Here is a 24,678-nt window from a genome sequence, read left to right as displayed (position 1 = left end):
TTTTTTAGCCTTCGTTCCTATACATCACATACGCCAAAGTCTCATTAGTAACCGCTGATCCTCAAGGATTCGCCCAATTTCTACTTCAATCACCTAAGCGGCAAAACCTTCTCTTTTTTGTTACCGACCACTATTGATGAAAAATCAAAAAATGTATGAATTTACGCTTCAGTATATTGTCCGATCTTTTTAAATTTCTCATAACGGTCTTCTATTAATTGTTCGCCATTTAAAGAATTTAATGCTTTTAGCGTGTCGCTTATACATTCTTTTAAATAAAGTGCTTGCTTCGCTACATTGCGATGTGCACCACCTGTAATCTCAGGGATAATTCCATCTATAACGCCAAGCTCTTTTAAGTCAGGTGCTGTTATACGCATAGCTTCTGCTGCTTGCTTCGCTAAGCTACCATCACGCCATAAAATCGACGCGGCCCCTTCTGGAGAAATAACCGAATACGTTGAGTTTTCTAACATAAAGACACGATTCGCTACACCTAATGCAAGTGCACCACCGCTTCCGCCTTCCCCAATAACTATGCTTATAACCGGTACTGTTAGACCCGCCATTTCGACTAGATTTCTGGCGATTGCTTCACTTTGACCGCGTTCCTCGGCAGCCTTACCCGGATAAGCACCTTTCGTATCAATAAAACAAATAATTGGGCGCTTAAATTTCTCAGCCTGCTTCATTAAGCGTAATGCCTTACGATATCCTTCAGGATGTGGCATACCAAAATTACGACGAATGTTTTCTTTAGTTGATTTTCCGCGTTGATGTCCAATAATTGTTACTGGCTGTCCTTCAAAGAGAGCAATTCCTCCAAGAATAGCCGCATCATCACCAAACGTACGGTCTCCATGTAACTCTATAAAGTTTTCGCACATAGCTTCTATATACTGTAATGTTGTTGGGCGTTCAGGATGTCTTGCAACCTGTACACGATCCCATGGCTTCATATTGGCATAAATAGATTCTTCTAACTGTATTAGGCGTGTTTCAAGCTTTTCGATTTCACCTGTCATATCTACTTCCGCTTCGGTAGCAATTTTTTTTAACTCATCGATCTTTTCACGTAATTGTACTACTGGTTCTTCAAAAGCTAAATTTTTAGACATGTTGCACGCCGCCTTTCGTATGCATTTTAACAAGCACTGCTACTTGGTCTCGTAAATCTTTTCGATGGAAGATTGCATCAAGTTGACCATGCTCTAGTAAAAATTCCGCCGTTTGGAAATCATTCGGTAATTTCTCTCTCACTGTTTCTTCAATTACACGACGGCCAGCAAAGCCAATCAATGCTTGTGGTTCTGCAATATTAATATCTCCAACAGAGGCGAAGCTTGCAGAAACACCACCTGTTGTAGGATGCGTTAGTATTGAAATAAACAATAGTCCTTCATTGCTATGACGTTTTAATGCCACACTCGTTTTTGCCATTTGCATTAAAGATAGTACGCCTTCTTGCATGCGCGCTCCACCACTTGCAGTAAAGATAATAAACGGAACACGTAATTCAGTAGCTTTTTCAACAGCACGCGTGATTTTTTCTCCGACAACCGAGCCCATAGAACCCATGCGGAAATGAGAATCCATAATTGCTACTACAATTTCTTCTCCATCAAGTGTACCTAATCCTGTCAGAACAGCTTCGTTTAATCCCGTTTTTTGTTGATCAGCTGAAATTTTTTCAACATAAGCAGGGAAATTAAGCGGATTACATGTTTGTAAATGGTCATCCATTGACACAAATGAACCTTCATCTAAGAAATATGTTACACGCTCCTGTGCAGTCATTTTGAAATGATGGCTGCATTTTGTACATACTTTATGATTTTTTTCTAATTCCTTCGTTAATTGAATATGACGGCATTCTGGACATTTTGTCATAAGTCCTTCAGGAAATCCCTTCTCTTGTCCGTCTTCTTTCTTTTTGCTAAATAAGCTGCGTATCGCCATGTTCGACTCCCCCTTTGTTGTCTAAATACTTTGTACATTCTTCATCCACTGCTCGTAGGCCTTTAATGCTTCTCTTTCATAGCCAAGCTGCATCGATTTCAACATTGTTTGAATTTGTAACTTTTCATCTTCAGTTGAGTTTCGATTTAAACGGTCGCCATCATAAGCTGCTAATTGAAACCAGATTTTCAATGAAAGACGATTTCCTGACGTGATTAATATTTCTCGTAAAACATCCAGACAATTAATCGTTCCTTCTATCTCTAGCTTTACAAAAAAACTGTCCCACACAGGTAGTGTTTGCAGAGTCTCTGTACAACTTATTACGCGAATTGCTTCCTTTTCATGAATTTGTCGCGTTAATTCGACATCCTTTTTCGATTTTTCATCTTCTAATATAAACATCGACAGTATTTCTACAAGCTGATGTTTATGTGTTGAAGCTAGAAAAGTACCTCCACCATGTCTCGTTTCAATAAGACCTAATAACTCTAAGCTACGCAACGCCTCTCTCACAGAGGATCGTCCGACGCCTAAACGCTCAGAAAGGACTCGTTCGGAAGGTAATTTTTCACCAGCCTGAATTTTTTCCATTTTAATAAGTTGACGTAATTGTTGGACGATTTCTAAAAACACTTTCTTTTGTTCAGTTTTTTTATCCATACGATCAACTCCTCTTATAAAAAGTGGTCAGACCACTTTTTGACGTTGATTCTAGCTTACAAAATAATTATTAAAAAGTAAAGAAAAAACTGCATAAAAAAATCTATGCAGCTTCTAAAATATTCTTTAATTCCCTAGTTTTTTCGTCGCTTGCGCATGTTTTACTTTAATCTGCGACTTACCAAAACGTCTTTCTAACGTTCCTTCCAGATAAATCAATTCATCCTCAAGCAAAAACTCTTGAACAAGCTGAAATACTTGAGGGAATAAAGTAACAGAAACCGTTCCAAATTCATCTTGAAGCTGAACAAAAGCCATTTGCTCACCTTTTTTAGTCCGAATTTTTTTCACTTCTTCTATCATGCCAATCATTTTAACATACGTTCCCTCTCGTTCACGCTTTATCTCTCGGCACGTCATATTTACTTCATTCCAAAAAGTTCTTTCCTCAGTGACTGGATGTGCTGATATATAAAAGCCAAGACTTTCCTTCTCATGCAGTAATTTTTCCTTTTGGGGCATCGCTTCCGCTTCCATATACTTTGGCTTACCAAAGCTAAAGGCAGTAGCCGATGCAATATCAATATCCTCAGTTGGTCTAAGCAACTCAGCTTGCTTCTGGGCAGCCTCCACTGTTGCTAACAATACCGCACGATCTTTCATTAAATAATCGAGAGCCCCAGCGAAAATTAAAGACTCCATGATTTTTGGTTTAAAATGCTGTGCACTTAAGGCAACTGCCAAGTCAAATAAATTATCAAATGCTTCTGCATTCGTTTGACGTAATGCATTCACTGTCTCTATAAATGTATAAGGTACACCCTTTACTCCGGAAAGGCTATAGCGAACTCCATCCTTTTCTACAGTAAAAAATTTCGTACTCCGTTTGAGCGAAGGTGGGTAAAACGGAATCCCTTTCTCTTTTGCCTCACTCACAAGCTGCTGAATTTTTTCCACATTTCCTGTTGCATTTGATAGTAGTGCCGCATAGAAACTTAGTGGGAAGTGTGCCTTTAAATATGCCATTTGATAGGAAATAACACTATATGCGACAGCATGACTTTTAGGGAAACCATAGTCTGCAAAGCGTACAATTAGTGCATACACTTCTTCAGCCACTTGAATGTCAAAGCCTTGCTTTATTGCTCCATTAACAAATGCCGCACGTTGCTCTTCTAATACTTGACGATTTTTCTTACTTACCGCTCGACGCAATAAATCCGCTTGTCCCATCGTAAAGCCCGCCATCACCGAAGCAATTTGCATGATCTGTTCTTGATAAACTATGACACCAAATGTCTCCCGTAAAATAGGCTCTAAAGCTGGATGTAGCATATTGGTAGGCTCCTTACCCGCTTTCCGTCTTGCATAGATAGGAATAAAATCCATTGGGCCAGGGCGATATAACGCATTGACTGCCACTATATCTAAAAAATGGGTTGGATGTATATCACGTAAAGCTTGCTTCATACCTTCAGATTCTAATTGAAAAATACCTAATGTATCTCCCTTTTGTAGAAGCTGAAATGTCTTTTCATCTTGCATTGGAATAAGCTCAAACTCTATCCACGGGCCACCTGCTTTATAAATTGACCAACGTACCTGCTCTAATATTGTCAGATTGCGCAAACCTAAAAAATCCATTTTAACAAGGCCACAAGCTTCCACATCTCCCATCGGCCATTGCGTACAATATATTCCGTCATGTCCCTCTTCAATCGGTATTGTATTGACTAGTGGTGATGATGCCAGCACAATCCCAGCTGCATGGGTAGAAGAATTCCTTGGCAATCCTTCTAATTTTAACGCCACCTCTAACCAGCGACGATGCTTCTCATCCTCTGCTAGCCACCCCTGCAAGCTTTGTGATTCGTCCACCGCTCTTTGCAATGTTATCCCAGGTTTATTCGGAATCATTTTTGATATTTTTTCCAATATTTCAGCGTCAAAACCAAAAACACGAGCAACATCTCTAGCAACAGCCTTCGCAGATAAAGTGCCAAACGTAATAATTTGCGCCACATTTGCCTTTCCATATTTTTGAGCAACATAGTGGATGACTTTTTGTCTTTTACTGTCGACAAAGTCAATATCTATATCTGGCAGCGTGACACGTTCAGGGTTTAAAAAGCGTTCAAATAATAAGCCGTAAACTAGTGGATCTACTTGTGTAATGGATAAACTATATGCTACAAGGGAACTTGCTGATGAACCACGACCTGGACCAGTTAAAATACGGTTTTCTTTAGCAAAATGCATAAAATCTGCAACAATTAAAAAATAATCAGCAAAGCCCATTGAACAAATAATTTCAAGCTCGTATTGAAGTCGCTCCCGATAAACATGCGGGATTTCAGTTTGTTTGAAACGCTCTGCTAATCCTGCAAATACTTCTTTGGCAAGCAAACTTTCGGCTGTTTCACCTGTTGGTACAGGGAAATTAGGCATTTGTACGTGCATTTCAGGGATTTCCGCAGTACAGCTAGCTAGCATCGTTGCACTAGCTTCAAGCCATTCTGGATGATCCGCAAACCAACTTCGCCATTCTTCCTCTGTTGGAGCGAAATAACTTTGTAAATTGACGGATAACATTGTACCTGTGAGCTTTTCACCTGTATCAATTGCTCTTGCAACCTCGAAGGCAAAATGATCTTCTGGACGTAAAAAATAACAGCTCTGTGAGGCAACTATCGCTATGTTCATCGTTTCACACAATGCTACATACGTTTCTTCTTTTTCCGCTATCACTCCTGCCGGCCTTGCTATCCCCATAAATAAATGCTTACCGAATACCCTGTTTAAAGCACTTACTACTTCAGTCCAATCCTCAACTTCCGCTAAATCATCCGAAGAAAGTAGTGCAACACAGCCTGCTGCATACCCTTCCAGCCATTTCCAAGGAAGTGCATCATCCTCCCGAATCGACACTGCACTACTAATCTTTAAAAGATGTTGATAGCCTTCTTGTGTTTGAGCATACAGCACAAGTGGAACCTTTCTTTCGTGCCACTGTACATTTATCGAAAGCCCTAATACCGCATGAATATTTGCTTGTCTCAATGCTTTACTAAAAGGCAAAAGCCCGTACAATTTTGAGTTGACGATTGCACAGGCCTGCGTATTTTGCTCTTGTAAAAAAGGGATCAATTGTTCAAGCCGAATCGTGCTTTTCAATAAATCCGCGCTCGTATGCATTTTTGTGTATACATGTGTCAAATGAATCCCTTCCTTTCTAGGTTTCAAAGAATTATTAAGTAAAAGAATCGTCTCTTTATTGATAAGCCTTACAAATTTCCTGTAATCTCGTTATAACACGGTCTGCTTCTTCCCATGAGTAAGCTGTTGCACCAGAAGCAAGCGGGTGTCCCCCACCATTAAATTCCTTCGCTAAAGTGTTAATAACAGGGCCTTTTGAGCGTAGACGTACACGAATCTGATCGGCCTCTTCAATGAGGATTACCCATGCACAAATACCTTTCACACTTCCAAGACAACCGACTAACAGTGACGCTTCTGACGGTACCGCATTGTATTCAGCTAACAATTCCTTTGTCAGCTTAATATGTGCCGCTCCATGCTCATCTATTTTGAAGTTTTGATAAATATAGCCTTGTAAATTTAAAAGCTTTCGATCCATTTCATACATTCCATCGAAAATTTGATTTCGATCAAAATCATAAGTAATAAGTTCCCCAGCAACCTTAAATGTTTTTACTGTCGTGCTAGGATATTGGAAGCGTCCTGTATCTCCTACAATACCAGCAAATAATAATCTAGCGGCTGCATCAGATAGAGTCCAGTTTGCTACTTCTTTTCCTTCCTCAAAAAGCTCATAAATCATTTCACTACAAGAGCTTGCAGTCGTATCCACCCATAGTAAATCACCATATGCATCATCATTTGGATGGTGATCTATTTTAATAACCATTTTCCCTTTTGTATAGCGTTGATCGTCTACACGTTCAGTATTTGCAGTATCTGTCACAATCACTAAGGCATTGTTGTACACATCATCCGTAATGTAATCTGGCTTTGCTAAAAATGTTAAAGATTCATCATGCTCACCCGCTGCAAAAACCTTCTTTTCAGGATAATTTGCTAAAATAAGCTCTTTTAACCCTAGCTGAGATCCATAAGCGTCAGGATCTGGACGCACATGGCGATGAATAACGATTGTCTCATATGAAGCAATTGTGTCGATGATTTGTCTTTTCATAATAATTTCCTCCAAAATGATAGTAATAACCGTTAGCATTTTTCTTCAATAATCGTTACAATATAGTCTAGTTATGCTAGGAGGTTTACTATGCTCAATTTAATTTTTGTGTTTGCAATTATCATATCATTTGCTATTTATTTTTATTTTAAAACAAAACAGTTCCGTTCTCCATTACCCATCGCTAAAAATTGGTACAAAAGTAAAGCAAACGTAAGTTTCGGCGTATTTATTCTTGTATTTGGTGTAAATCAAGCCTATTTATTCCCTGGAATATATACATTTATTATTGTAGCAATTCTTGTCGTTTTAGGCATCCTTGTTATTACCGAAAATATTAAAAAGACTCGTCACTACGGCAAATTTGTTGAAGAAGAATTCCGTATTAACCAATAAATAATCAATTATGCCTCGGCATAATTGCGTCTGGATACCCGCTGAAAAAAGCGAAAGGGATGACCTAGCATTTGTCTAGGCCATCCCTTTTTACATCTTCTTAACGTTCCAGCAGTTGGAACATCATCATTGCCTTTCCAACAAGCATTTGTTGATTAAACACTTCGAAGTCCATTTTCACAAACTTACGACTCATGTCTAATATTCGAGGCCTTACCGTAAGAGTACTTTCCATTTGCACAGGCTTGATGAAATAAATCGTCATGTTTTCAGCAACTGCATCCCCACGTTTTCGACGCTTTAACGCAAATGAGCCAACTTCTGCTAACAAAGTGGTAAATGCCCCGTAAGAAATTGCCCCATATTGGTTTGTCATTTGAGGTGTTACTTTAAACTCTACGATTAATTCTTCATCGCCAAGCACCTTCATCTCATTTTTCACTAAATCATCAATTGTTTCACCATGCTGTGGCTGTCTTTGTGCAAGCTGAAGCGCTTTTAGTACATCTTGACGACTAATGACACCTTGCAAAATATTGTCATCATCGACAATTGGGAGTAGATCAATCCCTTCCCAAATCATACGGTGTCCTGCAGAAGCAACACTCATTTTCATCGATCCGGCAATCGGATTTTTCGTCATAACCTTTTCAATAAGCTCAGTTTCTTCTCGACCAATAACGTCTTTTACTGTAATCATCCCAACAAGCTTATTGCTTGCTGTAACAACAGGAAATGCACCATGAGTCGTTCGTTCATTTAACTTTTGGAAATGATGAATAGTTTCATCATTTCGAAGAACAGCCGTATCAGTCATCGGTACATAAATATCTTCAATAAATAAAATATCTTTTTTGATTAATTGGTCATAAATTGCACGATTAATCATTGTTGCTACTGTAAAGGTGTCATAGCTAGTTGAAATGATAGGTAGGTCTAAGGAATCTGCGAGTAGCTTGTTTTCCTCAGTAGTATCAAAGCCCCCTGTAATTAAAACAGCTGCACCAGCTCGTAAGGCATTTTCATGCGCTTTAATACGATTCCCAACGATGAGCAAGCTTCCTGCATCTGTATAACGCATCATATCTTCTAATTGCATTGCACCAATAACAAATTTCGTTAACGTTTTATGTAGACCTGTTTTTCCACCTAAAACTTGGCCGTCTACAATATTAACAATTTCAGCAAAGGTTAATCGCTCGATATTCTCTTTCTTTTTCTTCTCAATTCGAATCGTTCCAACACGTTCAATGGAGCTTACTAAACGACGATTTTCCGCTTCCTTAATGGCACGATAAGCCGTTCCTTCACTGACCTGCATTTCCTTTGCAATTTGACGTACTGAAATTTTATCGCCCACGGGTAGTGATTCGATGTATTGTAAAATTTTCTCATGTTTTGTCGACAAAATATCACCTATTTCTCAAGTTCAATTCTGCTCTTAGTGTACCATATTTTTTATTAAAATGATTAATATAAAGTGATGAATTTGTTTTACTTTCCCCATCGTTTCAACTACGCACGTGGTGTCAGTTCATATAGTACAGCTGTGTTATTGATTAGGAACAGTTTACTTTTTCACCGGCTTTCAAAATTTGAACCTCTGAATTTTGCACTAAATCTGCAAAAACTTGTGGATCCTGCTCGATTGGAGGGAATGTATTATAATGGATTGGTACGACAATTTTCGGCTTCAAAAATGCAACTGCACAAGCAGCATCTTCTGGACCCATTGTGAAATTGTCTCCAATTGGTAAAAATGCAATATCAATTGGGTGGCGTTCCCCTATTAATTTCATATCGCTAAACAACGCCGTATCCCCTGCATGATAGATTGTTATTCCTTCGATAAATACTAAAATCCCAGCAGGCATTCCCATATAAATGATCTCATTATTTTCAGTTACATATGACGAACCGTGGAATGCTTGTGTAAATTTCACTTTACCAAAATCAAATTCCTTGGCCCCACCTATATGCATTGGATGTACCTTCACTCCTTGCCAAGAAATCCAATTAGCTAGCTCATTCGGTGCAATAACGAGTGCATCATTTTTCTTTGCAAGCTCGACTGTATCACCTACATGATCATTATGGCCATGTGTAAGTAAAATAATATCTGGGGCTTCATCAGCAACCTTTAAATCTGTTTGCCCATTCCCATTAATAAATGGATCAATCAATATTGTTTTCCCCTTTGATTGAATTTTGACAACAGAATGTCCATGATAACTAATTTCCATATACGTTTCCTCCTTGCAGTACATAATGTGCTTCATCATTTTTATTCGCTATCCATGCGATTTTTCCCTTTTTTTGATATGCTGTACAGAGAATAATCGCATCTTTCCAAACAAAGCCAGACCCTGTTAGGAGACAATTATTCATTCATACAAAAATGAAGCTTCGAATTCGACTTATAGTTTGCTGAAAGATCGAAGCCTCATCGTGTAGGCTATTATTTCAGCCGAGCACAATGTTTCAATACAACATGAGGAGGAAATGTTTATGTCAAAGGTTGAAGAAATTCAAAATTATTTACAACAAAATCAAATTGATGCTGCTTTCATCACAACACCAGACAACGTTTTTTACGTTTCAGGCTTTAAAAGTAACCCACATGAGAGATTACTAGGCGTAATGATTTTTAAAGAGGCAGAACCTTTTTTAATTTGCCCACAAATGGAGATCCCAGATGCAAAAGCTGCTGGTTGGTCCTATGAAGTCATTGGTCACCAAGATACTGAAAATTCAATGGAAGTTCTTGCACAAGCGATTAAAACTCGTCATGATAATCCATTAACGTTCGCCATTGAAAAAGCACAACTAAATGTAGAACGCTTTGAAGCCCTACAAATCTCGTTCCCACAAGCAAAATTTGTCCGCCTCGACGAAAAAATCAATGCTATGCGAGTGATTAAGGATGAGAATGAATTAGAAAAATTACGTAAGGCAGCTGAATTAGCTGACTACGCTATTGAAATCGGCTGTAAGGAAATCGCTGAAGGCAAAACGGAGATGGAAATCTTAACAGCCATTGAAAATGCAATTCAAGATAAGGGCTGCAAGATGTCCTTTGAGACAATGGTATTGAGTGGTCCTAAAACAGCCTCTCCTCACGGTACACCAGGTGCTCGCAAAATCGAAAAGGGTGATATGGTGTTATTCGACCTGGGCGTAATTTACGACGGTTATTGTTCTGATATTACGCGTACGGTTGCCTTTGGTGAACCTAGTGAAGGACAAAAGGAAATCTACAACGCAGTACTTTCTGCTAACACAAATGCAATTGCAGCAGTGAAACCAGGTGTTCGTGCAATGGATTTAGATAAAATTGCTCGTGATACTATTTCCGAAGCAGGCTATGGTGAGTATTTCACACATCGACTTGGTCATGGACTCGGCATTTCTGTGCATGAATTCCCATCTGTAACAGGCGCCAACGACATGGCTATGGAGGAAGGCATGGTCTTCACAATTGAGCCAGGTATCTATAAATCTGATGTGACAGGTGTCCGTATTGAAGATGATGTTGTAGTAACAAAAGACGGAGTAGAAGTACTAACAAAATTCCCGAAAGATTTAATCGTACTATAATTCAAAATGAGGAACGAAGGCTAAGAGCATCACGTCCTGTGATAACGCCTTCGTGACCTACATCGTGTAGGCCCGAGACCCTGGAGCGAGCAACGCGAGTGAAGCGGCTCATCGGACGCCCCCAGGAAGCTTTGCTCTGTGCGAAAGCGAAGCGTCAGCGGCAATGTTTTATCTGTAGCGAAAGCAAAGCGTCAGCTACAAAGCGCCCAGTCGGAACGGAAATCAACCACACGTTATGGTGATGAGTCATTAAATAAGGAAGCAACCATAATGAAATATGGTGCTTCCTTTTCTTATTTTACTTATTGAATTAACTCATCAACATTGACATATGGCAGACCTTGAGAATCTGCAACTGCCTTGTAAACGAGATGTCCATCTATAGTATTAACACCTTTTTTCAATGCAGGATTGTCAAGACATGCTTGGTTGTAACCCTTATTGGCAATTTGAAGCGCATAAGGAATGGTATTGTTTGTTAAAGCGATTGTCGAAGTACGTGGTACAGCACCAGGCATGTTCGCAACTGCATAATGCACAACGCCATGTTTTACATAGGTTGGGTCATCATGTGTCGTCACACGATCAGATGTCGCAAAAATACCACCTTGGTCAATAGCAATATCAACAACTACAGAGCCAGGTTGCATTGACTGAATCATTTCCTCAGAAACAAGCTTTGGTGCTTTGGCGCCAGGAATTAAAACAGCTCCAACTACTAAATCTGAGTTTTGCACGGATTCTGCAATATTATAAGGATTGGACATTAATGTTTGAACATCACGACCAAACAAATCCTCTAACTGACGTAAACGTTCTGGGCTTAAATCAATGACCGTTACATCTGCACCCATTCCGACAGCTATTTTCGCTGCATTTGTTCCAGCGATACCGCCACCAATAACAGTTACTTTACCGCGTGGCACACCTGATACGCCGCCCAGTAAAATACCTTTACCTTCATGATTTTTCTCTAAAAATTGTGCGCCAATCTGCGTTGCCATTTTACCTGCAACCTCACTCATTGGTGTTAAAAGTGGTAAAGAACCATTTGCTAATTGTACAGTTTCATAAGCAATACCTACAACTTTTTTATTTAAAAGTGCCTGTGTTAATTCAAGCTCTGGCGCTAAATGTAAATACGTAAATAAGATTTGACCTTCATAGAAATAATCGTATTCTGATGCTACAGGTTCCTTTACTTTCATGATCATTTCTTGAGCCCATGCTTCTTTTGCCGACTCAACGATATGAGCACCTGCTGCCAGGTAGTCTGCATCTGTAAAACTTGAGCCCAAACCTGCTCCAGTTTCAATGTACACTTCATGCCCTGCATGTGTTAATGTTACAACTCCTGCTGGTGTCATAGCTACACGATTTTCATTGTTTTTAATCTCTTTTGGAATACCAATCTTCATATTTCCTATCCCCTTCCATTACCTAAAAAATAAGCATCAGTTTGTTACATACACTTCGATGTGATTGATGCACCCCTTGCAATTCCATATTACCAAACAAATATAAAAAATGCTTTAATTAAAGTGATTATAGAAAAAATTTATATTATTCCTACAATACCAAATATTCAAATTCAGGTGGCAATCTTTGCTCGGCGATGAAAGTTAATCGTCAGGAGCACTTAAGTTGCCCTTCTCACTTGATGGCACTCCTAGAAAATATATAACGAAATCAAGTGTATTGATTAACCATTTTTATCCATCCGAATTAATACGCCTGTAACAAAATATTATTCTGCCAGTAATACTTAATTTGAATCTTTAATGAATGCGCATCGTTCAAAGGAAATTGAAATCACTGTAAATGCCTTCACTTTTTCACATTTTTTCTTCCGGAAAGTATTTCCTTTAGAAAATCATTTGGTATAATCAAAATATACAAATCAGGGAGGTAATTCAAATGGCTAATCATTATAAAAGCATTGTAGTTGCAGTAGACGGTTCTAAGGAAGCTGAATACGCATTCCGTAAATCAATCGACGTTGCAAAACGTAACGAAGGTGCTGTCTTAAACCTAGTGAATGTTATTGACACACGTTCATTCGCTGCAATCGAAGCATATGACCGTTCAATTGCTGAACGTGCTCAAGCATTCTCTGAAGAATTATTAAATGGTTACAAAAAACAAGCTGAGGATGAAGGCATTGCAAACGTTAACCTTGTAATTGAATACGGCTCACCAAAAAATATTATTACAAAAGAGCTTTCTAAAATTGTAGACGCAGACTTAATCATTTGTGGTGCAACTGGTCTAAATGCAGTAGAACGCTTCCTAATCGGTTCCGTATCTGAAGCAATTGTACGCTCAGCTAAATGTGATGTACTTGTTATCCGTACACCTGAAAATTAATATGCAGTACATAAAAAGGTATCCTATTTTGGATACCTTTTTTACTTATTTACCTTCTTGCCACATTTTCACTTTTTCAAAGAACATAGCAAGAGCTTGTTTATTTTGCATATTTGGTACTTTTGCTAACAATACCTCTTTAGGCGCTTTGAAATCCGCACCTTGTTTTTGCAAAATCACAATACTTTTTTCAAGTGCTTTATTGGCGAACATTGTATCTGGTAATTGAATAATTGCCTGAATCCAAGCATGCTTTTGAATGTATTTATGCAGTTGTTTCGACTGCTCAGACTCAAAGAGATGGGTTGGTGCAAGGAAAAATAAGTAGCCTCCATCCTTTGTATAGTTAATGGACTGCTCAATAAATAAGTGATGTGCATAACTCATTCCTTCTGAAGGGCATAATTCATAATCTATTGCGACATCTTCATTCGGATAATAGCCAACTGGTAAATCACAAACAATTGCATCGACAGGATTTACTAATAGATCTTGTAAAGCATCTTGGCGATATAATGAAACTGGTTGCTCTGTTAAATCAGCGGTAGCAGCAGCTAAACGAATAAGTAGCTCATCAACCTCTACACCCGTTGCTTCTATTTTTTCATCTAATAAATTCATAACTGTTAGTAGTAAATTTCCTGTACCTACTGCTGGATCTAAAATAGAAATTTTTTCTGTTTCTAGACGATTCGCAAATATTTGCTCAACAAAATAACCAACTAATAACCCAAGAGTATCCGGTGTCATTTGGTGATTCGGTTGAGAGCCTTTTCGCATCCCTTTTAAAACAGCAATTTGAATCGCTTTACGCACATCTTCCTTTGTTGCACCATCTTGTGAAAAATCAACTTCCCCATCTAGCCATGCCTCTAAGCCATCTAAAATACCCTCAAGTAATGTAGTATTATGTTCTTTTTCTAACTTTTCAGCATGTTCATTTAGCATACCAAATAATTTTTCGATATTTTCCATACATAACTTCCTTTCAAGCAGAAAAGAGCCGTGACAAAAACTTGTCACAGCCCCTTTGTCTAGTAATATCTTAGCCTAAAATCAATAAATTATGCTAGTGCTTTTACAGCTGCAATTGCCGCTTCATAGTTTGGATGGTTTGTTGCCTCAGAAACATATTCCACATATGCCACTTTGTCATTTGCATCCACAACAAATACTGCACGTGTTAGAAGACGTAACTCTTGGATGTAGACACCGTATGCTTCACCAAATGACAGATCGCGGTGATCTGAAACTGTTTGAACAGCGTCAATGCCAGCTGCACCACACCAACGTTTTTGAGCAAACGGAAGGTCAACAGATACTGTATAGATCGCTACATTATCACCTAAGCTTGCTGCTTCTTCATTAAAACGACGTGTTTGCGCATCACATACACCAGTATCTAATGATGGTACTACACTAATTAAACGAATTTTCCCCTCTGAATCTTTTAAAGTGACAGGTGATAGATCATTCGCTAATACAGTGAAATTTGGTGCTTGGTCTCCAACCTTTACTTCATTACCTACAAGTGTTACTGGACCATTTTTAAATGTTACTTGTGCCATATAAACGCCTCCTAATCTTCATATGTACATAATATTACTAAATGAAGGGAATTAAATGCAACTGAGACAGCTTATCAAAAAATTAATGGTTATCAATTAGACCTCCAAGGAGTCGCCCAGTCGGAACGAAGATCAACTAATATACAGGTCTTATATTTTAAAAAATGTCACTCCGCTACTTTTAGTGATGAGCCAAAAACAAAGAGCTGTCTCAAGTAATAAGACAGCTCTAGCCACTATTCTTCGTTTTTTTCCTCTAGCTTTTCAGGTTCTGGTTTTTCCTCTAGAGGTACGGATTCAGTCTTTTCCTCTTTGATTGGCAAAGATGGTTGCACAACACTTTTTTCAATATAGACTTTTTCATGAACAACTGTTGTGTCTGCAAAATAATCATGTAGACCTTGATTGTTCGGTAAAATGACTATAAGAATATATAGGGGCATAAAAATGTTGTTGATGATGCGCCCTATCCAATCACGGAATAACACATCTGACCAAGTCAGCTTCTCATGTTTTAACGAAATAACACGTAATCCAAATATCATTTTCCCTAAGGTTTGCCCAAAAAATTTCGTCATTAATACGAAATAGCTGTAATAAAAAATAGCGGATATAATCGAAATTGGTGCATACCACATTGTTTCGGATAATGACCAATCCATTATATAAAAAATCGGGTTAACAAGAATTCCGATTACCGCTGTAATAATGAATCCATCCAATAAAAATGCCCAAAAACGTATCCAAAAGCCTGCCGTTTTTAATGCATAATTTTCATTCGTAATTGGCTTATCAATTAGGAGGGCATTCTCCATAGAGGGTGAACCTTGCATAACAATTTCATGGTTTGTCATTGTACTCCCTCCTTAGTATTCGCCATATAAGTACATCATTTTTGGTGCTTTATATTCCGTCATAATTTTCATCAACATTTTTTCTTCTGCTGATGGACCAAACATTGATCCAATCTTCATACCGACATACGATTGTAAACCACCCACATCATATGAATACTCAAATAATTGTGCATCCTCTAAACCAAAGTCTTCACGTAATGCCGCAACCGTTGCTTCCTCATCACCAATGTCATCAATTAAGCCTGCTTCAAGAGCCTTCGTACCGCTAAGAATTCGACCATCGGCAACTTTTTTCACATCGGCTTCAGACATATTACGCCCTTCTTCAACAATATCAACAAATTCCTCATATGATTCATTAATCATATCTTGCATCATAGCACGTTCTTCCGGTGTCACTTCACGCATTGGACTAAGCATATCCTTATGTGCACCAGATTTAAATGTTTCATATTTAAAACCAACTTTTTCAGCTAGTTTTTGATAATTAATGGATTGCATAATGACACCAATCGAACCTGTAATTGTATCACGTTGTGCAAATATTTTATCTGCAGGTGCTGAAATGTAATAACCACCTGATGCTGCCATCGAATCCATAGAAACATATATTGGAATTTGTCGCTCCTCTTTAATTTTTAAGAGCTTTTTATAAATTTCTGCTGATTCCTTTACACCGCCACCTGGTGTATTAACACTTAAGACTATGCCTTGAACAGTATCATCATATAAAATATTATCTAATTGGTCTAAGAAAAATTGATGATCATACGCAACTGGTTGCCATAATGTACTTGAGCCAACATCTTGAATCGTACCATCAACCTTTAAGTATGCAATACGTTTATCCATATTGCCGTCTTCTTTAATCTCTTCCATTACCGCTAAATTATCCCCAGCTACCATGCTATCAAAATTACCAAAGAAATCCGATTTAAAAATTGCAAATACGGTGTTAATCCCCAATGAAAATACTAATAAGACACCTGCAATTATTAAAGCAGCCCACCTTTTAACATTCATAAATTTCCGCCTCCTCATCACGTTATACGATTGACATTCTAATTTGTTTCATTTTTCTGCAACAATAGGCGAATGTTTTAACCTATTCAACCTATATTACATTACCTAAAATCATGAAAAAAATCAAAGTTCATAAAAAAAGTACGAACTTTGATTTTCTTCAACATAATTCCCCAGGAAATTATTACTGACTAATTTATTGATTTTTTTCTTGTTCACGCAATTCGACACGACGAATTTTGCCTGATGAAGTCTTTGGTAGCTCAGTTACAAATTCTATCGCACGAGGATATTTATAAGGTGCTGTTAAAGTCTTTACATGATTTTGTAGTTTTTTAATCAGTGCTGCATTACCAATTTCTCCATCACGGAGCACTACAAATGCTTTTACAATATTTCCACGAACTTCATCTGGACTCGCAACAACAGCAGTTTCTTTAACTGCTGGATGCTTCAATAATGCATCTTCTACTTCAAATGGGCCTATCGTATAGCCAGAAGATATTATGACATCATCTCCACGTCCTTCAAACCAAAAATAACCATCTTCATCTTTATATGCACGATCTCCGGTAATATACCAATCGCCTCTAAATTGTAGATTTGTACGTTCTGGATCATGTAAATATTTTTTAAATAACGCAGGTGTTTCACGATGTACAGCAATGTCTCCAACTTCTCCAATTGCAACTGCCTTTCCGAAATCATCGATAATTTCAACAGTATTCCCCGGAGTAGGTTTACCCATCGAGCCAATTTTAGCTTTCGTCCCTACCATTGTACCAACAAGTAATGTATTTTCTGTTTGTCCATAGCCATCTCGTACTTGTAAATTCAAAACCTCCGAAAATACTTTTATCACTTCGCTATTTAATGGTTCACCCGCTGACACAGCCTGACGGACTGTACTTAAATTGAAATCTTGTAAACTTTCAAGTGCTGCCATAAATCGATATTCGGTTGGTGTACAGCACAGAATATTAATCTTGAATTTTTCAAGGAGTGTAAGGTATGTTGTCGCATCAAAGTGACCTTTGTAGACAAATGCTGTTGCACCACTTCCTAATGTAGCGAGAAACGGACTCCAAATCCATTTTTGCCAGCCTGGAGCTGCTGTAGCCCAAACAATGTCACCTTCTTGAACACCTAACCAATTCGGTGCAGTTGTTCGTAAGTGCGCATAACCCCAGCTATGTGTATGTACCGCTGCCTTTGGATTTCCTGTTGTACCACTCGTATAAGCTAAAAATGCAATGTCAGTACTTTTAGTAGGTGTGGAGCTTATGTAGGTTGTTGGTTGGCTTTGCATTTTTTCAAACAATGGCTGCCAAGATTCATGTGCATGACCAATGACAAATTGCTGTATGCCTTGCGAATTTTTAACAGCATCAAATTGCTCAATATAAGGTTCAAATACAACAACGCCTTTTGCATTTGCGTGATTGATGCGATATTCAATATCCTTAGTTCTCAACATTTCTGAACTTGGTATAATCGTTAACCCAGCCTTCAAGGCTCCAAGATAAACGATATACGCTTCAACTGATCTTGGCACCATGACTAAAATAACATCACCTTTTGTTAGACCATGTGATGTAAATACATGAGCTGCCTGATTAGCCTTTTCAAGTAAACTAGCATATGTAATGTACTGAATTTCTTCGTTTTCGTTATAAACTATTAATGCGCATTTTGTAGAATCCTGTGCATATTTTTCGATTTCCTCTGAAATGTTATACCACTCTGGTGCGATTAAATCTTGTCGTTTCATGGCAAATGCCCCCTTTTGCTATGCTCATTATAAAGCTCAAATTTCATCATTTTCAATGAAAGGCACTCTAATTTGTTAAAGTCATGACAACTATCATGCTCTGCTATATGGCATCAGTCACGTCTTCGTTCAAAAAACTCTCTATTGAATACTAAAGATAAATATGGTACATTTTGGTCAACTAAAAGCATAATTGCGGGGGGACTCATTTAGAGTTGAGAAGGTAAAACCTGACCCTTTGAACCTGTTAGTTAATACTGACGTAGGGAGCAATTCACATCTAATTACTGATGAAAGGCTCTTTTGCGTGTTTTTTCTGCACGAAAAAGAGCCTTTTTTGCACGCTTACGTCCATCCAATAAGGAGGACATAAATTGATATTTCATACGATCCGTAAACGAAATCCACTTATTCATTGCATTACTAATTATGTTGTAGCTAATTTCCAAGCAAATGGCTTATTAGCAATAGGTGCTTCTCCAGTAATGGCCGATAACAGTCATGAGGTTGAAGAAATGGTCGCTATTGCCTCAGGCTTATTGATAAATATCGGTACCCTAAATAATCAGATGAAAGAATCCATGCTACTCGCAGGAAAAAAAGCTAATGCTCTGGGCATTCCCGTTGTTTTAGATCCTGTTGCTGCAGGTGCAACAACTTACCGTAAACAGACCGTACAACAATTATTGAAGGAAATAAAATTTGCAGCGATTCGTTGTAATATTGGAGAGCTCGCGGCGATTGCCAATGTAGACTGGCAACAAAAAGGCGTAGATAGTGGTACTGGTTCAATTTCTTTAGAAGTTGAGGCAAAGCAAATAGCTCAACTCTACAATTGTATTGTTATTGTGACCGGTGAAAAGGATTTTATAACTGATGGCGAACATCAGCAATGGATTACAGGTGGAAATTCTCATATGACAGAAGTCACTGGAACAGGTTGCTTATTAAGTGCAATTTGTTGCGCTGCCTACTCCGCAGGGAATGAACCATATAACCAATTAGTCGATGCATTAGCGCTTTATAAAAAAGTGGCAGAACAAGCTTCTTCTTCCACAGATTACATTGGCGATTTTCAAATTACAGTATTGAATGAACTACATCGCCTTTCCAAGGATGGTGAAAAATAATGCATATTGTAACGACAATTGCTGGTTCAGATAGTGGTGGCGGCGCAGGCATACAGGCTGATTTAAAAACATTTCAGGAATTAAAGATCTTTGGGACATCTGTTATTACAGCTTTGACTGCCCAGAACACACTTGGTGTATCCGATGTCTTACCAATTGAAGTTAGCTTTGTTGAAAAACAACTTAAAGCACTAATCGAGGATTTTTCAATTAGTGCTGTTAAAACAGGAATGCTATTTTCCTCAGAAATCATTCAATCAATCGCACGTATTCTAGCCGAAGTAAATATTCCACTAATTGTTGATCCTGTTATGATTGCAAAAGGTGGCGAAAGCTTATTACAGCAAGAAGCAATTGTTGCATTATGTAGGTATTTACTTCCTTTAGCAACAATCGTTACACCAAACATACCTGAAGCTGAAACACTTACTGGGAGAAAAATCAAAACGTTTGCAGATATTCAAGACGTGGCACACACCCTATTACAAATGGGTGTACAATGTGTCATCATTAAAGGTGGTCATTTAACAGATAATGATTATGCAATTGATTATGTATTTTTTGAAGATGGACAATCATTTTCCATGCAGTCCTCGCGTATTGCAACAAAAAACACACATGGAACAGGCTGTACGTTCTCTGCCGCACTCACTGCTTTTATTGGACGAGGATTTTCTATAAAAGAAGCGATTGTGGAAGCCAAAAAATATATTCAATTAGCCATAACTTATGATTTATCGATTGGCAATGGTCATGGTCCAACAAATCATTTTGCTTATCAAAAATATAAGGAGTCGTGTGAGGTGATCATTCATGAAACGTGATAATTTACAGCTATATTTTATTATGGGGACAAGTAATGTTTTAATTCAAAAGCCATTAAACGTTCTAGAGAAGGCTTTACAATCGGGAATTACCATGTTTCAATTTCGTGAAAAAGGACCAAATACACTCACTGGGCAAGCCTATGAAAATTTTGCGCAAGAATGTCAAAAGCTCTGTCAACAGTATAATGTTCCGTTTATTGTTAATGATGATGTAGAGCTTGCTGTGAAACTTGGTGCAGATGGTGTTCATATTGGACAAGAAGATTTGCCTGTGTCGATGGTACGCGAAAAAATTGGCAGCATGATTTTAGGCGTTTCTGTTCATTCACAAGCTGAATTACAAACTGCTCTACAATACGGTGCGGATTATGTAGGAATTGGTCCTATTTTTGCAACCTCTTCTAAAAAGGACGCCAAGCCACCTAGTGGGACTAAATTTTTACAGCAAGTTCGCATACAATACCCCGAACTCCCCATTGTTGCAATAGGAGGACTAAATTGCTCGAACGCCCATACAGTATTTAAAGCTGGTGCAGATGGAATTGCTGTTATTTCTGCAATTTGTGAAAGTGAAGATATTTCAAATACAATCTCTACACTTAAATCATTTTCTATATTGGATAAAAAAATCAAAATCTAAACAAACTAAAACCAGTGCCTTTTACGGTCACTGGTTTTAAGTTTAATAAATGCTGTTTAAGCAATTATTGGTTGTTGTTTGGCATACCTTTTAATTGAGATTCTGCCATTTGTACAAGACGTTTAGTGATTTCACCGCCAACGGAACCGTTAGCACGAGCTGAAGCGTCAGCCCCTAATTGAACACCAAATTCTTGTGCAATTTCGTATTTCATTTGATCTAGTGCTTGTTGTACACCAGGTACTGCAAGCTTGTTTGAACTGCGGTTGTTGTTTGAAGTCATGTCTCTCACCTCCTTGTGAATATAGAATGTGCGATATTAGATTTTTAATACGAAAATTTTATAGGTAAATTGTACCTCAGAAGGAAACCAACTAAAAAAGCCGACTCAAAATGCACTTTTGAGTCGGCTCGCAAATTTCTTCTATAGAAGATCTGCAAATTTATCTGCTTCTTGCTCTTTTTTCGGGAAAATATAGACCTCACGATTTTTCACTGCTCGTTCAATTAGTTCATCAAAATCCGAGAAGCTTTCATAATGCTCAACCTTTTCAAGCTTTGGTTTTGTTTTTGGACTTGCAGGAGTAAAAATTGTACAGCAATCTTCAAATGGCTGGATAGACGTTTCGTATGTGCCAATTTTCTCTGCAATATCGATAATTTCTAATTTATCAGATGAGATTAAAGGGCGTAAAATTGGTGTGTTGGTTACGGCATTAATAGCTGTTAGGCTTTCAAGAGTTTGACTTGCTACTTGACCAAGACTTTCACCTGTAACAATTGCTAGTGCACCAATTTCTTCACGTACTTTGTCTGCAACTTTTAACATCATACGGCGAGTTGTTGTCATCGATACATTAGAAGGTACTTTTTCTTTAATAAGAACTTGAATTTCAGTGAAAGGAATGACATGTAAACGTATACTAGCTCCAAATTTCGTTAATTCATTAGCAAGCACCTTTACTTTTTCCAATGAATTTTGGCTTGTATACGGTGGGCTAAAGAAGTGAATCGCCTCTAAGCGCACTCCTCGTTTCATCATTAAATAACCAGCGACAGGACTATCTATACCACCAGAAAGCATTAATAGAGATTTTCCGTTTGAACCTACTGGCATTCCACCTGCACCCGGAATAACTTGTGCCATCATATATGTTGCATCATGGCGAACTTCTACTCGAAGCTCGATATCGGGTTGCTTCACTTTTACTGATAAATTTTTAAACTGCGGTAAAACATAACCACCAATTTCACGTTGAATGGCATGAGATTCTAAAGGAAATGTTTTATCTGTACGCTTTACTTCTACTTTAAAAGTAAGTTGTTCATTTTTAAATGTATCCATAATTGTTATCGCAAGCTTTTTCATTGCTTCAATATCTTTTTCACATGCAGCAACTGGACTAAATGATTGAATGCCAAAAATTTTGGGTAATCCTTTTACTAGAACGTCCATTTGTTCTTCATTTTGAATGGCAATAAACATACGATCACGCTCTGTACGAATGTGTAAGTGTCCTAAATCTGCAAATGCATGACGAATATTCTCACGTAAACGGCGAATAAAGTCCATTTTATTGCGTCCTTTTGTAGAAAGCTCGCCATATCGAATTAAAATTTCTTTCCAAATCATTATATTTGTTCTCCTTTAAATTCCTTCATTACTTCTTCTAAAATTTGTTTAAACTTCACTATATCTTCATCTGTTACATATGCACCAAAGCTTATACGAATGACACCCTTTTTAAAATGTTCATCAAGATTTAGCGCTTCAACAACATGACTTGTTTTTGTTTGCTTTGATGAACAAGCACTGGATGTCGATACAATAACATGTCGTTTTTGCATTGCATTAATGATGACTTCACCTTTTAAATCGCGAATACTAAAAGATAAAATATGTGGAGCTCCCTGTGGTGTCGATAAAATATGCACTGCTTCCTCATATCCATGTAATTGCGTGCAAATTTCTTCATACCATTGACGGTATTTTTTCGCTCGGTCATTCATCGTCTCTACTGCTACTCGGGCCGCTTTAGATAGTGCGACAGCCTGCGGGACAGCTACAGTTCCACTACGCAAACCAAACTCCTGCCCTCCGCCAAGTGCATAAGGTTGCCATTTCATTTTTTTGCGGAATGCTAATACGCCTGAACCTTTAAAGCCATGAATTTTGTGGCCAGAAATTGAAATACAGTCTGGTCCCTCGTCATCGTTAAATGATATCGGTAATTTTCCAAAGCTTTGTACGGCATCAACGTGAAAAGCTGCTCGACTCGACTCATGGATAATTTTTGCAGCTTCAACAATTGGTTGAATAGCCCCCATTTCATTATTTACATGCATCATACTTACTAAAACGGTATCCTTACGCACTTTTGCGCGAAGCTCCTCTAAAGAAATAACGCCATTTTCATCTACTTGCAAATAGTCTACGTCAAAGCCCTCTTGTTCAAGCTGCTTAACAGATTCTAGCACAGATGGATGTTCAATTTCAGTTGTTAAAATATGATGTCCTTTATGTGTATTGCTACGTGCTAAACCTAATATAGCTGCGTTATTGGATTCAGTTCCACCTGATGTAAATAGCACATTTTTTGCTTCTGTATGCAAAATATCTGCTACTTGCTCACGTGCACGCATTAATAATTCGTTGGATTCAACACCCATTGCATGAATGGAAGCAGGATTGGCATAATACTGCTCATTCACTACCATAAATGCTTGCATAACCTCTTTTAAAGGTTTTGTTGTTGCACTATTGTCTAAATAGATTGTATTAACTTCCATTAATATTCACACACTTTCAAAACGTTGATTTAACGGTATTTATCATAACGCAAACTTGACCGATTGACCACTAACTTTAACCATTATTCTAATTTAGTCACTCATTTGTGCGCTTTTTATTGCAAAAAAACACCCTTTATAGAGTGGGATCTAAAGACTTGCTATGAACGTTTCTAGCTAAAAATTAAGCAGCAAAAAAAATTTGATTTTTGCATTGTTAGGCTCATCATCATAACGTGTAGTTGATTTCCGTTCCGACTGGGCGCTTTGCCGCTGACGCTTCGCTTTCGCGCAGATAAAACATTTGTTGCTGCCGCTTCGCTTTCGCACAGAGCAAAGCTTCCTGGGGGCGTTCGATGAGCCGCTTCGCTTCGCTGCAGGGTCTCGGGCCAACAGATGTTTTTTGCGCGAAAGCGTAGTGCTAACGTAGCGGCAGCAGAGGGTTTTGTTTGTGCGAAAGCGCAGCGACAGCAACAGCACCGATGTTGGTCACGAAGGCGTTATCACAGGATGTGATGCTCTTAGTCTTCGTTCCTCTATCGCTAATCCCCGAGGAGTCGCCCAGTCTCCACTCCAATCAACTTATACACATAGCATACGTATTTTTAAATGTCATCCTCCGCTTTTAGTAAAAGCCAACGCTGCTATATTTAGCTATATTGAAGCTATTTCACACTAGTAGTTCAAGAAAAACAAGCGTTCCCACAAATTTTTCTTAATTGACTAGCTTCATATTTCCAATTTAAAATATTAATAGCATAAATTTCATTCATTTCCCGAATAAAAAATCGCATTTTTTAACACCTCTTTTTTAGCGTTCTACAATGTTGGGTAAAGGCACCTTGTGAATCTTTCTAAACATTCCGGTGACTGA

At 38.1% G+C, this 24,678-nt stretch carries 26 protein-coding genes and 1 riboswitch; of the genes, 7 read left to right on the top strand and 19 right to left on the bottom strand.

Annotated features, from left to right (window positions below; genetic code table 11):
• Window positions 1-161: 161 nt before the first annotated feature.
• From ACVWXS_RS06645 to ACVWXS_RS06625, 5 genes are all read right to left on the bottom strand, one after another.
• Complete coding sequence (locus ACVWXS_RS06645) at window positions 162-1,118, bottom strand: acetyl-CoA carboxylase carboxyltransferase subunit alpha (RefSeq protein ID WP_068983973.1); 957 nt, start codon at window positions 1,116-1,118, stop codon at window positions 162-164.
• Window positions 1,111-1,959: an acetyl-CoA carboxylase, carboxyltransferase subunit beta gene (gene accD / locus ACVWXS_RS06640; protein ID WP_068983974.1), complete on the bottom strand. Its 849-nt coding sequence runs from the start codon at window positions 1,957-1,959 to the stop codon at window positions 1,111-1,113. Before accD ends, ACVWXS_RS06645 begins: the two co-directional genes overlap by 8 nt.
• 21 nt (window positions 1,960-1,980) lie before the next feature.
• Complete coding sequence (locus ACVWXS_RS06635; RefSeq protein WP_068983975.1) at window positions 1,981-2,622, bottom strand: FadR/GntR family transcriptional regulator; 642 nt, start codon at window positions 2,620-2,622, stop codon at window positions 1,981-1,983.
• A 126-nt stretch (window positions 2,623-2,748) separates the two neighbouring features.
• Window positions 2,749-5,838 carry a DNA polymerase III subunit alpha gene (gene dnaE / locus ACVWXS_RS06630; protein ID WP_456957082.1) on the bottom strand — a complete coding sequence of 1,030 codons (3,090 nt, stop codon included), beginning with the start codon at window positions 5,836-5,838 and terminating at the stop codon, window positions 2,749-2,751.
• Between the two features lie 55 nt (window positions 5,839-5,893).
• Window positions 5,894-6,838, bottom strand: a complete 945-nt coding sequence (locus ACVWXS_RS06625; protein WP_402984202.1) for a DHH family phosphoesterase — start codon at window positions 6,836-6,838, stop codon at window positions 5,894-5,896.
• Between the two features lie 90 nt (window positions 6,839-6,928).
• Between ACVWXS_RS06625 and ACVWXS_RS06620 the strand changes: the two genes are divergently transcribed.
• Window positions 6,929-7,234 (top strand): YtpI family protein, encoded by a 306-nt coding sequence (locus tag ACVWXS_RS06620; protein ID WP_068983978.1) that lies wholly within the window; start codon window positions 6,929-6,931, stop codon window positions 7,232-7,234.
• Between the two features lie 100 nt (window positions 7,235-7,334).
• On the opposite strand, the gene ACVWXS_RS06615 is transcribed toward ACVWXS_RS06620, so the two are convergent.
• From ACVWXS_RS06615 to ACVWXS_RS06605, 3 genes are all read right to left on the bottom strand, one after another.
• Entirely contained in the window at window positions 7,335-8,642 is a 1,308-nt protein-coding gene (locus ACVWXS_RS06615; RefSeq protein WP_068983979.1) for a DRTGG domain-containing protein, read from the bottom strand.
• Window positions 8,643-8,793: 151 nt separating this feature from the next.
• Entirely contained in the window at window positions 8,794-9,477 is a 684-nt protein-coding gene (locus ACVWXS_RS06610; RefSeq protein ID WP_368635621.1) for a metal-dependent hydrolase, read from the bottom strand.
• On the bottom strand, window positions 9,467-9,622 hold the full coding sequence (locus ACVWXS_RS06605; RefSeq protein WP_456957079.1) for a hypothetical protein: 156 nt from the start codon (window positions 9,620-9,622) through the stop codon (window positions 9,467-9,469). The genes ACVWXS_RS06610 and ACVWXS_RS06605 overlap by 11 nt, the downstream gene beginning before the upstream one ends.
• Before the next feature lie 120 nt (window positions 9,623-9,742).
• Between ACVWXS_RS06605 and ACVWXS_RS06600 the strand changes: the two genes are divergently transcribed.
• Both ACVWXS_RS06600 and ACVWXS_RS06595 read left to right on the top strand, forming a co-directional pair.
• Window positions 9,743-10,831, top strand: a complete 1,089-nt coding sequence (locus tag ACVWXS_RS06600) for a M24 family metallopeptidase (RefSeq protein ID WP_402984193.1) — start codon at window positions 9,743-9,745, stop codon at window positions 10,829-10,831.
• Between the two features lie 98 nt (window positions 10,832-10,929).
• On the top strand, window positions 10,930-11,073 hold the full coding sequence (locus ACVWXS_RS06595; RefSeq protein WP_456957076.1) for a hypothetical protein: 144 nt from the start codon (window positions 10,930-10,932) through the stop codon (window positions 11,071-11,073).
• A gap of 60 nt (window positions 11,074-11,133) precedes the next feature.
• Here the strand turns inward: ACVWXS_RS06595 and ald are convergent, their stop codons facing one another.
• Window positions 11,134-12,249 carry an alanine dehydrogenase gene (gene ald, locus ACVWXS_RS06590; protein ID WP_456957074.1) on the bottom strand — a complete coding sequence of 372 codons (1,116 nt, stop codon included), beginning with the start codon at window positions 12,247-12,249 and terminating at the stop codon, window positions 11,134-11,136.
• Between the two features lie 499 nt (window positions 12,250-12,748).
• Between ald and ACVWXS_RS06585 the strand changes: the two genes are divergently transcribed.
• Complete coding sequence (locus ACVWXS_RS06585; protein WP_068983983.1) at window positions 12,749-13,198, top strand: universal stress protein; 450 nt, start codon at window positions 12,749-12,751, stop codon at window positions 13,196-13,198.
• A 45-nt stretch (window positions 13,199-13,243) separates the two neighbouring features.
• Here the strand turns inward: ACVWXS_RS06585 and ACVWXS_RS06580 are convergent, their stop codons facing one another.
• The 5 genes from ACVWXS_RS06580 to mbcS form a co-directional block, all read right to left on the bottom strand.
• Window positions 13,244-14,173, bottom strand: a complete 930-nt coding sequence (locus ACVWXS_RS06580) for a class I SAM-dependent methyltransferase (protein WP_402991952.1) — start codon at window positions 14,171-14,173, stop codon at window positions 13,244-13,246.
• A gap of 89 nt (window positions 14,174-14,262) precedes the next feature.
• Window positions 14,263-14,766, bottom strand: coding sequence for a thiol peroxidase (gene tpx, locus ACVWXS_RS06575; protein ID WP_368635617.1), 504 nt, complete (start codon window positions 14,764-14,766; stop codon window positions 14,263-14,265).
• A 236-nt stretch (window positions 14,767-15,002) separates the two neighbouring features.
• A complete protein-coding gene (locus tag ACVWXS_RS06570; protein ID WP_456957071.1) occupies window positions 15,003-15,620 on the bottom strand; it encodes an RDD family protein in 618 nt (205 codons plus the stop codon).
• A 12-nt stretch (window positions 15,621-15,632) separates the two neighbouring features.
• Window positions 15,633-16,646, bottom strand: a complete 1,014-nt coding sequence (sppA, locus tag ACVWXS_RS06565) for a S49 family peptidase (RefSeq protein ID WP_456957069.1) — start codon at window positions 16,644-16,646, stop codon at window positions 15,633-15,635.
• A gap of 196 nt (window positions 16,647-16,842) precedes the next feature.
• Window positions 16,843-18,417 (bottom strand): acyl-CoA synthetase MbcS, encoded by a 1,575-nt coding sequence (mbcS, locus tag ACVWXS_RS06560; protein WP_456957067.1) that lies wholly within the window; start codon window positions 18,415-18,417, stop codon window positions 16,843-16,845.
• Between the two features lie 187 nt (window positions 18,418-18,604).
• Window positions 18,605-18,703, top strand: a riboswitch (TPP riboswitch).
• 88 nt (window positions 18,704-18,791) lie between these two features.
• Between mbcS and thiM the strand changes: the two genes are divergently transcribed.
• From thiM to thiE, 3 genes are read left to right on the top strand one after another with little or no spacing between them, the layout of a single operon-like run.
• Window positions 18,792-19,547: a hydroxyethylthiazole kinase gene (gene thiM / locus ACVWXS_RS06555; protein WP_456957065.1), complete on the top strand. Its 756-nt coding sequence runs from the start codon at window positions 18,792-18,794 to the stop codon at window positions 19,545-19,547.
• Window positions 19,547-20,371: a bifunctional hydroxymethylpyrimidine kinase/phosphomethylpyrimidine kinase gene (gene thiD, locus ACVWXS_RS06550; RefSeq protein WP_456957063.1), complete on the top strand. Its 825-nt coding sequence runs from the start codon at window positions 19,547-19,549 to the stop codon at window positions 20,369-20,371. The genes thiM and thiD overlap by 1 nt, the downstream gene beginning before the upstream one ends.
• A complete protein-coding gene (thiE, locus tag ACVWXS_RS06545; RefSeq protein ID WP_368635611.1) occupies window positions 20,361-21,014 on the top strand; it encodes a thiamine phosphate synthase in 654 nt (217 codons plus the stop codon). Before thiD ends, thiE begins: the two co-directional genes overlap by 11 nt.
• Window positions 21,015-21,078: 64 nt before the next feature.
• Here the strand turns inward: thiE and ACVWXS_RS06540 are convergent, their stop codons facing one another.
• The 5 genes from ACVWXS_RS06540 to ACVWXS_RS06520 form a co-directional block, all read right to left on the bottom strand.
• Window positions 21,079-21,297: an alpha/beta-type small acid-soluble spore protein gene (locus ACVWXS_RS06540; RefSeq protein ID WP_068983992.1), complete on the bottom strand. Its 219-nt coding sequence runs from the start codon at window positions 21,295-21,297 to the stop codon at window positions 21,079-21,081.
• Between the two features lie 141 nt (window positions 21,298-21,438).
• Entirely contained in the window at window positions 21,439-22,647 is a 1,209-nt protein-coding gene (thiI, locus tag ACVWXS_RS06535; protein ID WP_456957060.1) for a tRNA uracil 4-sulfurtransferase ThiI, read from the bottom strand.
• A complete protein-coding gene (locus ACVWXS_RS06530) occupies window positions 22,647-23,804 on the bottom strand; it encodes a cysteine desulfurase family protein (protein ID WP_456957058.1) in 1,158 nt (385 codons plus the stop codon). The genes thiI and ACVWXS_RS06530 overlap by 1 nt, the downstream gene beginning before the upstream one ends.
• A gap of 177 nt (window positions 23,805-23,981) precedes the next feature.
• Window positions 23,982-24,197: a hypothetical protein gene (locus ACVWXS_RS06525; protein ID WP_456957056.1), complete on the bottom strand. Its 216-nt coding sequence runs from the start codon at window positions 24,195-24,197 to the stop codon at window positions 23,982-23,984.
• Window positions 24,198-24,225: 28 nt separating this feature from the next.
• Window positions 24,226-24,381: a hypothetical protein gene (locus ACVWXS_RS06520; RefSeq protein ID WP_456957054.1), complete on the bottom strand. Its 156-nt coding sequence runs from the start codon at window positions 24,379-24,381 to the stop codon at window positions 24,226-24,228.
• Window positions 24,382-24,678 lie beyond the last annotated feature (297 nt).

It is taken from the genome of Lysinibacillus sp. TE18511 (genome assembly GCF_054062295.1).
Note: the sequence above shows the minus strand (reverse complement) of the source record. Positions and strands in the feature narration are given on the sequence as shown.

What these genes read in the sequence shown, in the direction of transcription:
- ACVWXS_RS06645 (WP_068983973.1), bottom strand. Translation starts at nt 1,118, where the DNA reads ATGTCTAAAAATTTAGCTTTTGAAGAACCAGTAGTACAATTACGTGAA.
- accD (WP_068983974.1), bottom strand. Translation starts at nt 1,959, where the DNA reads ATGGCGATACGCAGCTTATTTAGCAAAAAGAAAGAAGACGGACAAGAG.
- ACVWXS_RS06635 (WP_068983975.1), bottom strand. Translation starts at nt 2,622, where the DNA reads ATGGATAAAAAAACTGAACAAAAGAAAGTGTTTTTAGAAATCGTCCAA.
- ACVWXS_RS06625 (WP_402984202.1), bottom strand. Translation starts at nt 6,838, where the DNA reads ATGAAAAGACAAATCATCGACACAATTGCTTCATATGAGACAATCGTT.
- ACVWXS_RS06620 (WP_068983978.1), top strand. Translation starts at nt 6,929, where the DNA reads ATGCTCAATTTAATTTTTGTGTTTGCAATTATCATATCATTTGCTATT.
- ACVWXS_RS06610 (WP_368635621.1), bottom strand. Translation starts at nt 9,477, where the DNA reads ATGGAAATTAGTTATCATGGACATTCTGTTGTCAAAATTCAATCAAAG.
- ACVWXS_RS06605 (WP_456957079.1), bottom strand. Translation starts at nt 9,622, where the DNA reads ATGAATAATTGTCTCCTAACAGGGTCTGGCTTTGTTTGGAAAGATGCG.
- ACVWXS_RS06600 (WP_402984193.1), top strand. Translation starts at nt 9,743, where the DNA reads ATGTCAAAGGTTGAAGAAATTCAAAATTATTTACAACAAAATCAAATT.
- ald (WP_456957074.1), bottom strand. Translation starts at nt 12,249, where the DNA reads ATGAAGATTGGTATTCCAAAAGAGATTAAAAACAATGAAAATCGTGTA.
- ACVWXS_RS06585 (WP_068983983.1), top strand. Translation starts at nt 12,749, where the DNA reads ATGGCTAATCATTATAAAAGCATTGTAGTTGCAGTAGACGGTTCTAAG.
- ACVWXS_RS06580 (WP_402991952.1), bottom strand. Translation starts at nt 14,173, where the DNA reads ATGGAAAATATCGAAAAATTATTTGGTATGCTAAATGAACATGCTGAA.
- tpx (WP_368635617.1), bottom strand. Translation starts at nt 14,766, where the DNA reads ATGGCACAAGTAACATTTAAAAATGGTCCAGTAACACTTGTAGGTAAT.
- ACVWXS_RS06570 (WP_456957071.1), bottom strand. Translation starts at nt 15,620, where the DNA reads ATGACAAACCATGAAATTGTTATGCAAGGTTCACCCTCTATGGAGAAT.
- sppA (WP_456957069.1), bottom strand. Translation starts at nt 16,646, where the DNA reads ATGAATGTTAAAAGGTGGGCTGCTTTAATAATTGCAGGTGTCTTATTA.
- mbcS (WP_456957067.1), bottom strand. Translation starts at nt 18,417, where the DNA reads ATGAAACGACAAGATTTAATCGCACCAGAGTGGTATAACATTTCAGAG.
- thiD (WP_456957063.1), top strand. Translation starts at nt 19,547, where the DNA reads ATGCATATTGTAACGACAATTGCTGGTTCAGATAGTGGTGGCGGCGCA.
- thiE (WP_368635611.1), top strand. Translation starts at nt 20,361, where the DNA reads ATGAAACGTGATAATTTACAGCTATATTTTATTATGGGGACAAGTAAT.
- ACVWXS_RS06540 (WP_068983992.1), bottom strand. Translation starts at nt 21,297, where the DNA reads ATGACTTCAAACAACAACCGCAGTTCAAACAAGCTTGCAGTACCTGGT.
- thiI (WP_456957060.1), bottom strand. Translation starts at nt 22,647, where the DNA reads ATGATTTGGAAAGAAATTTTAATTCGATATGGCGAGCTTTCTACAAAA.
- ACVWXS_RS06530 (WP_456957058.1), bottom strand. Translation starts at nt 23,804, where the DNA reads ATGGAAGTTAATACAATCTATTTAGACAATAGTGCAACAACAAAACCT.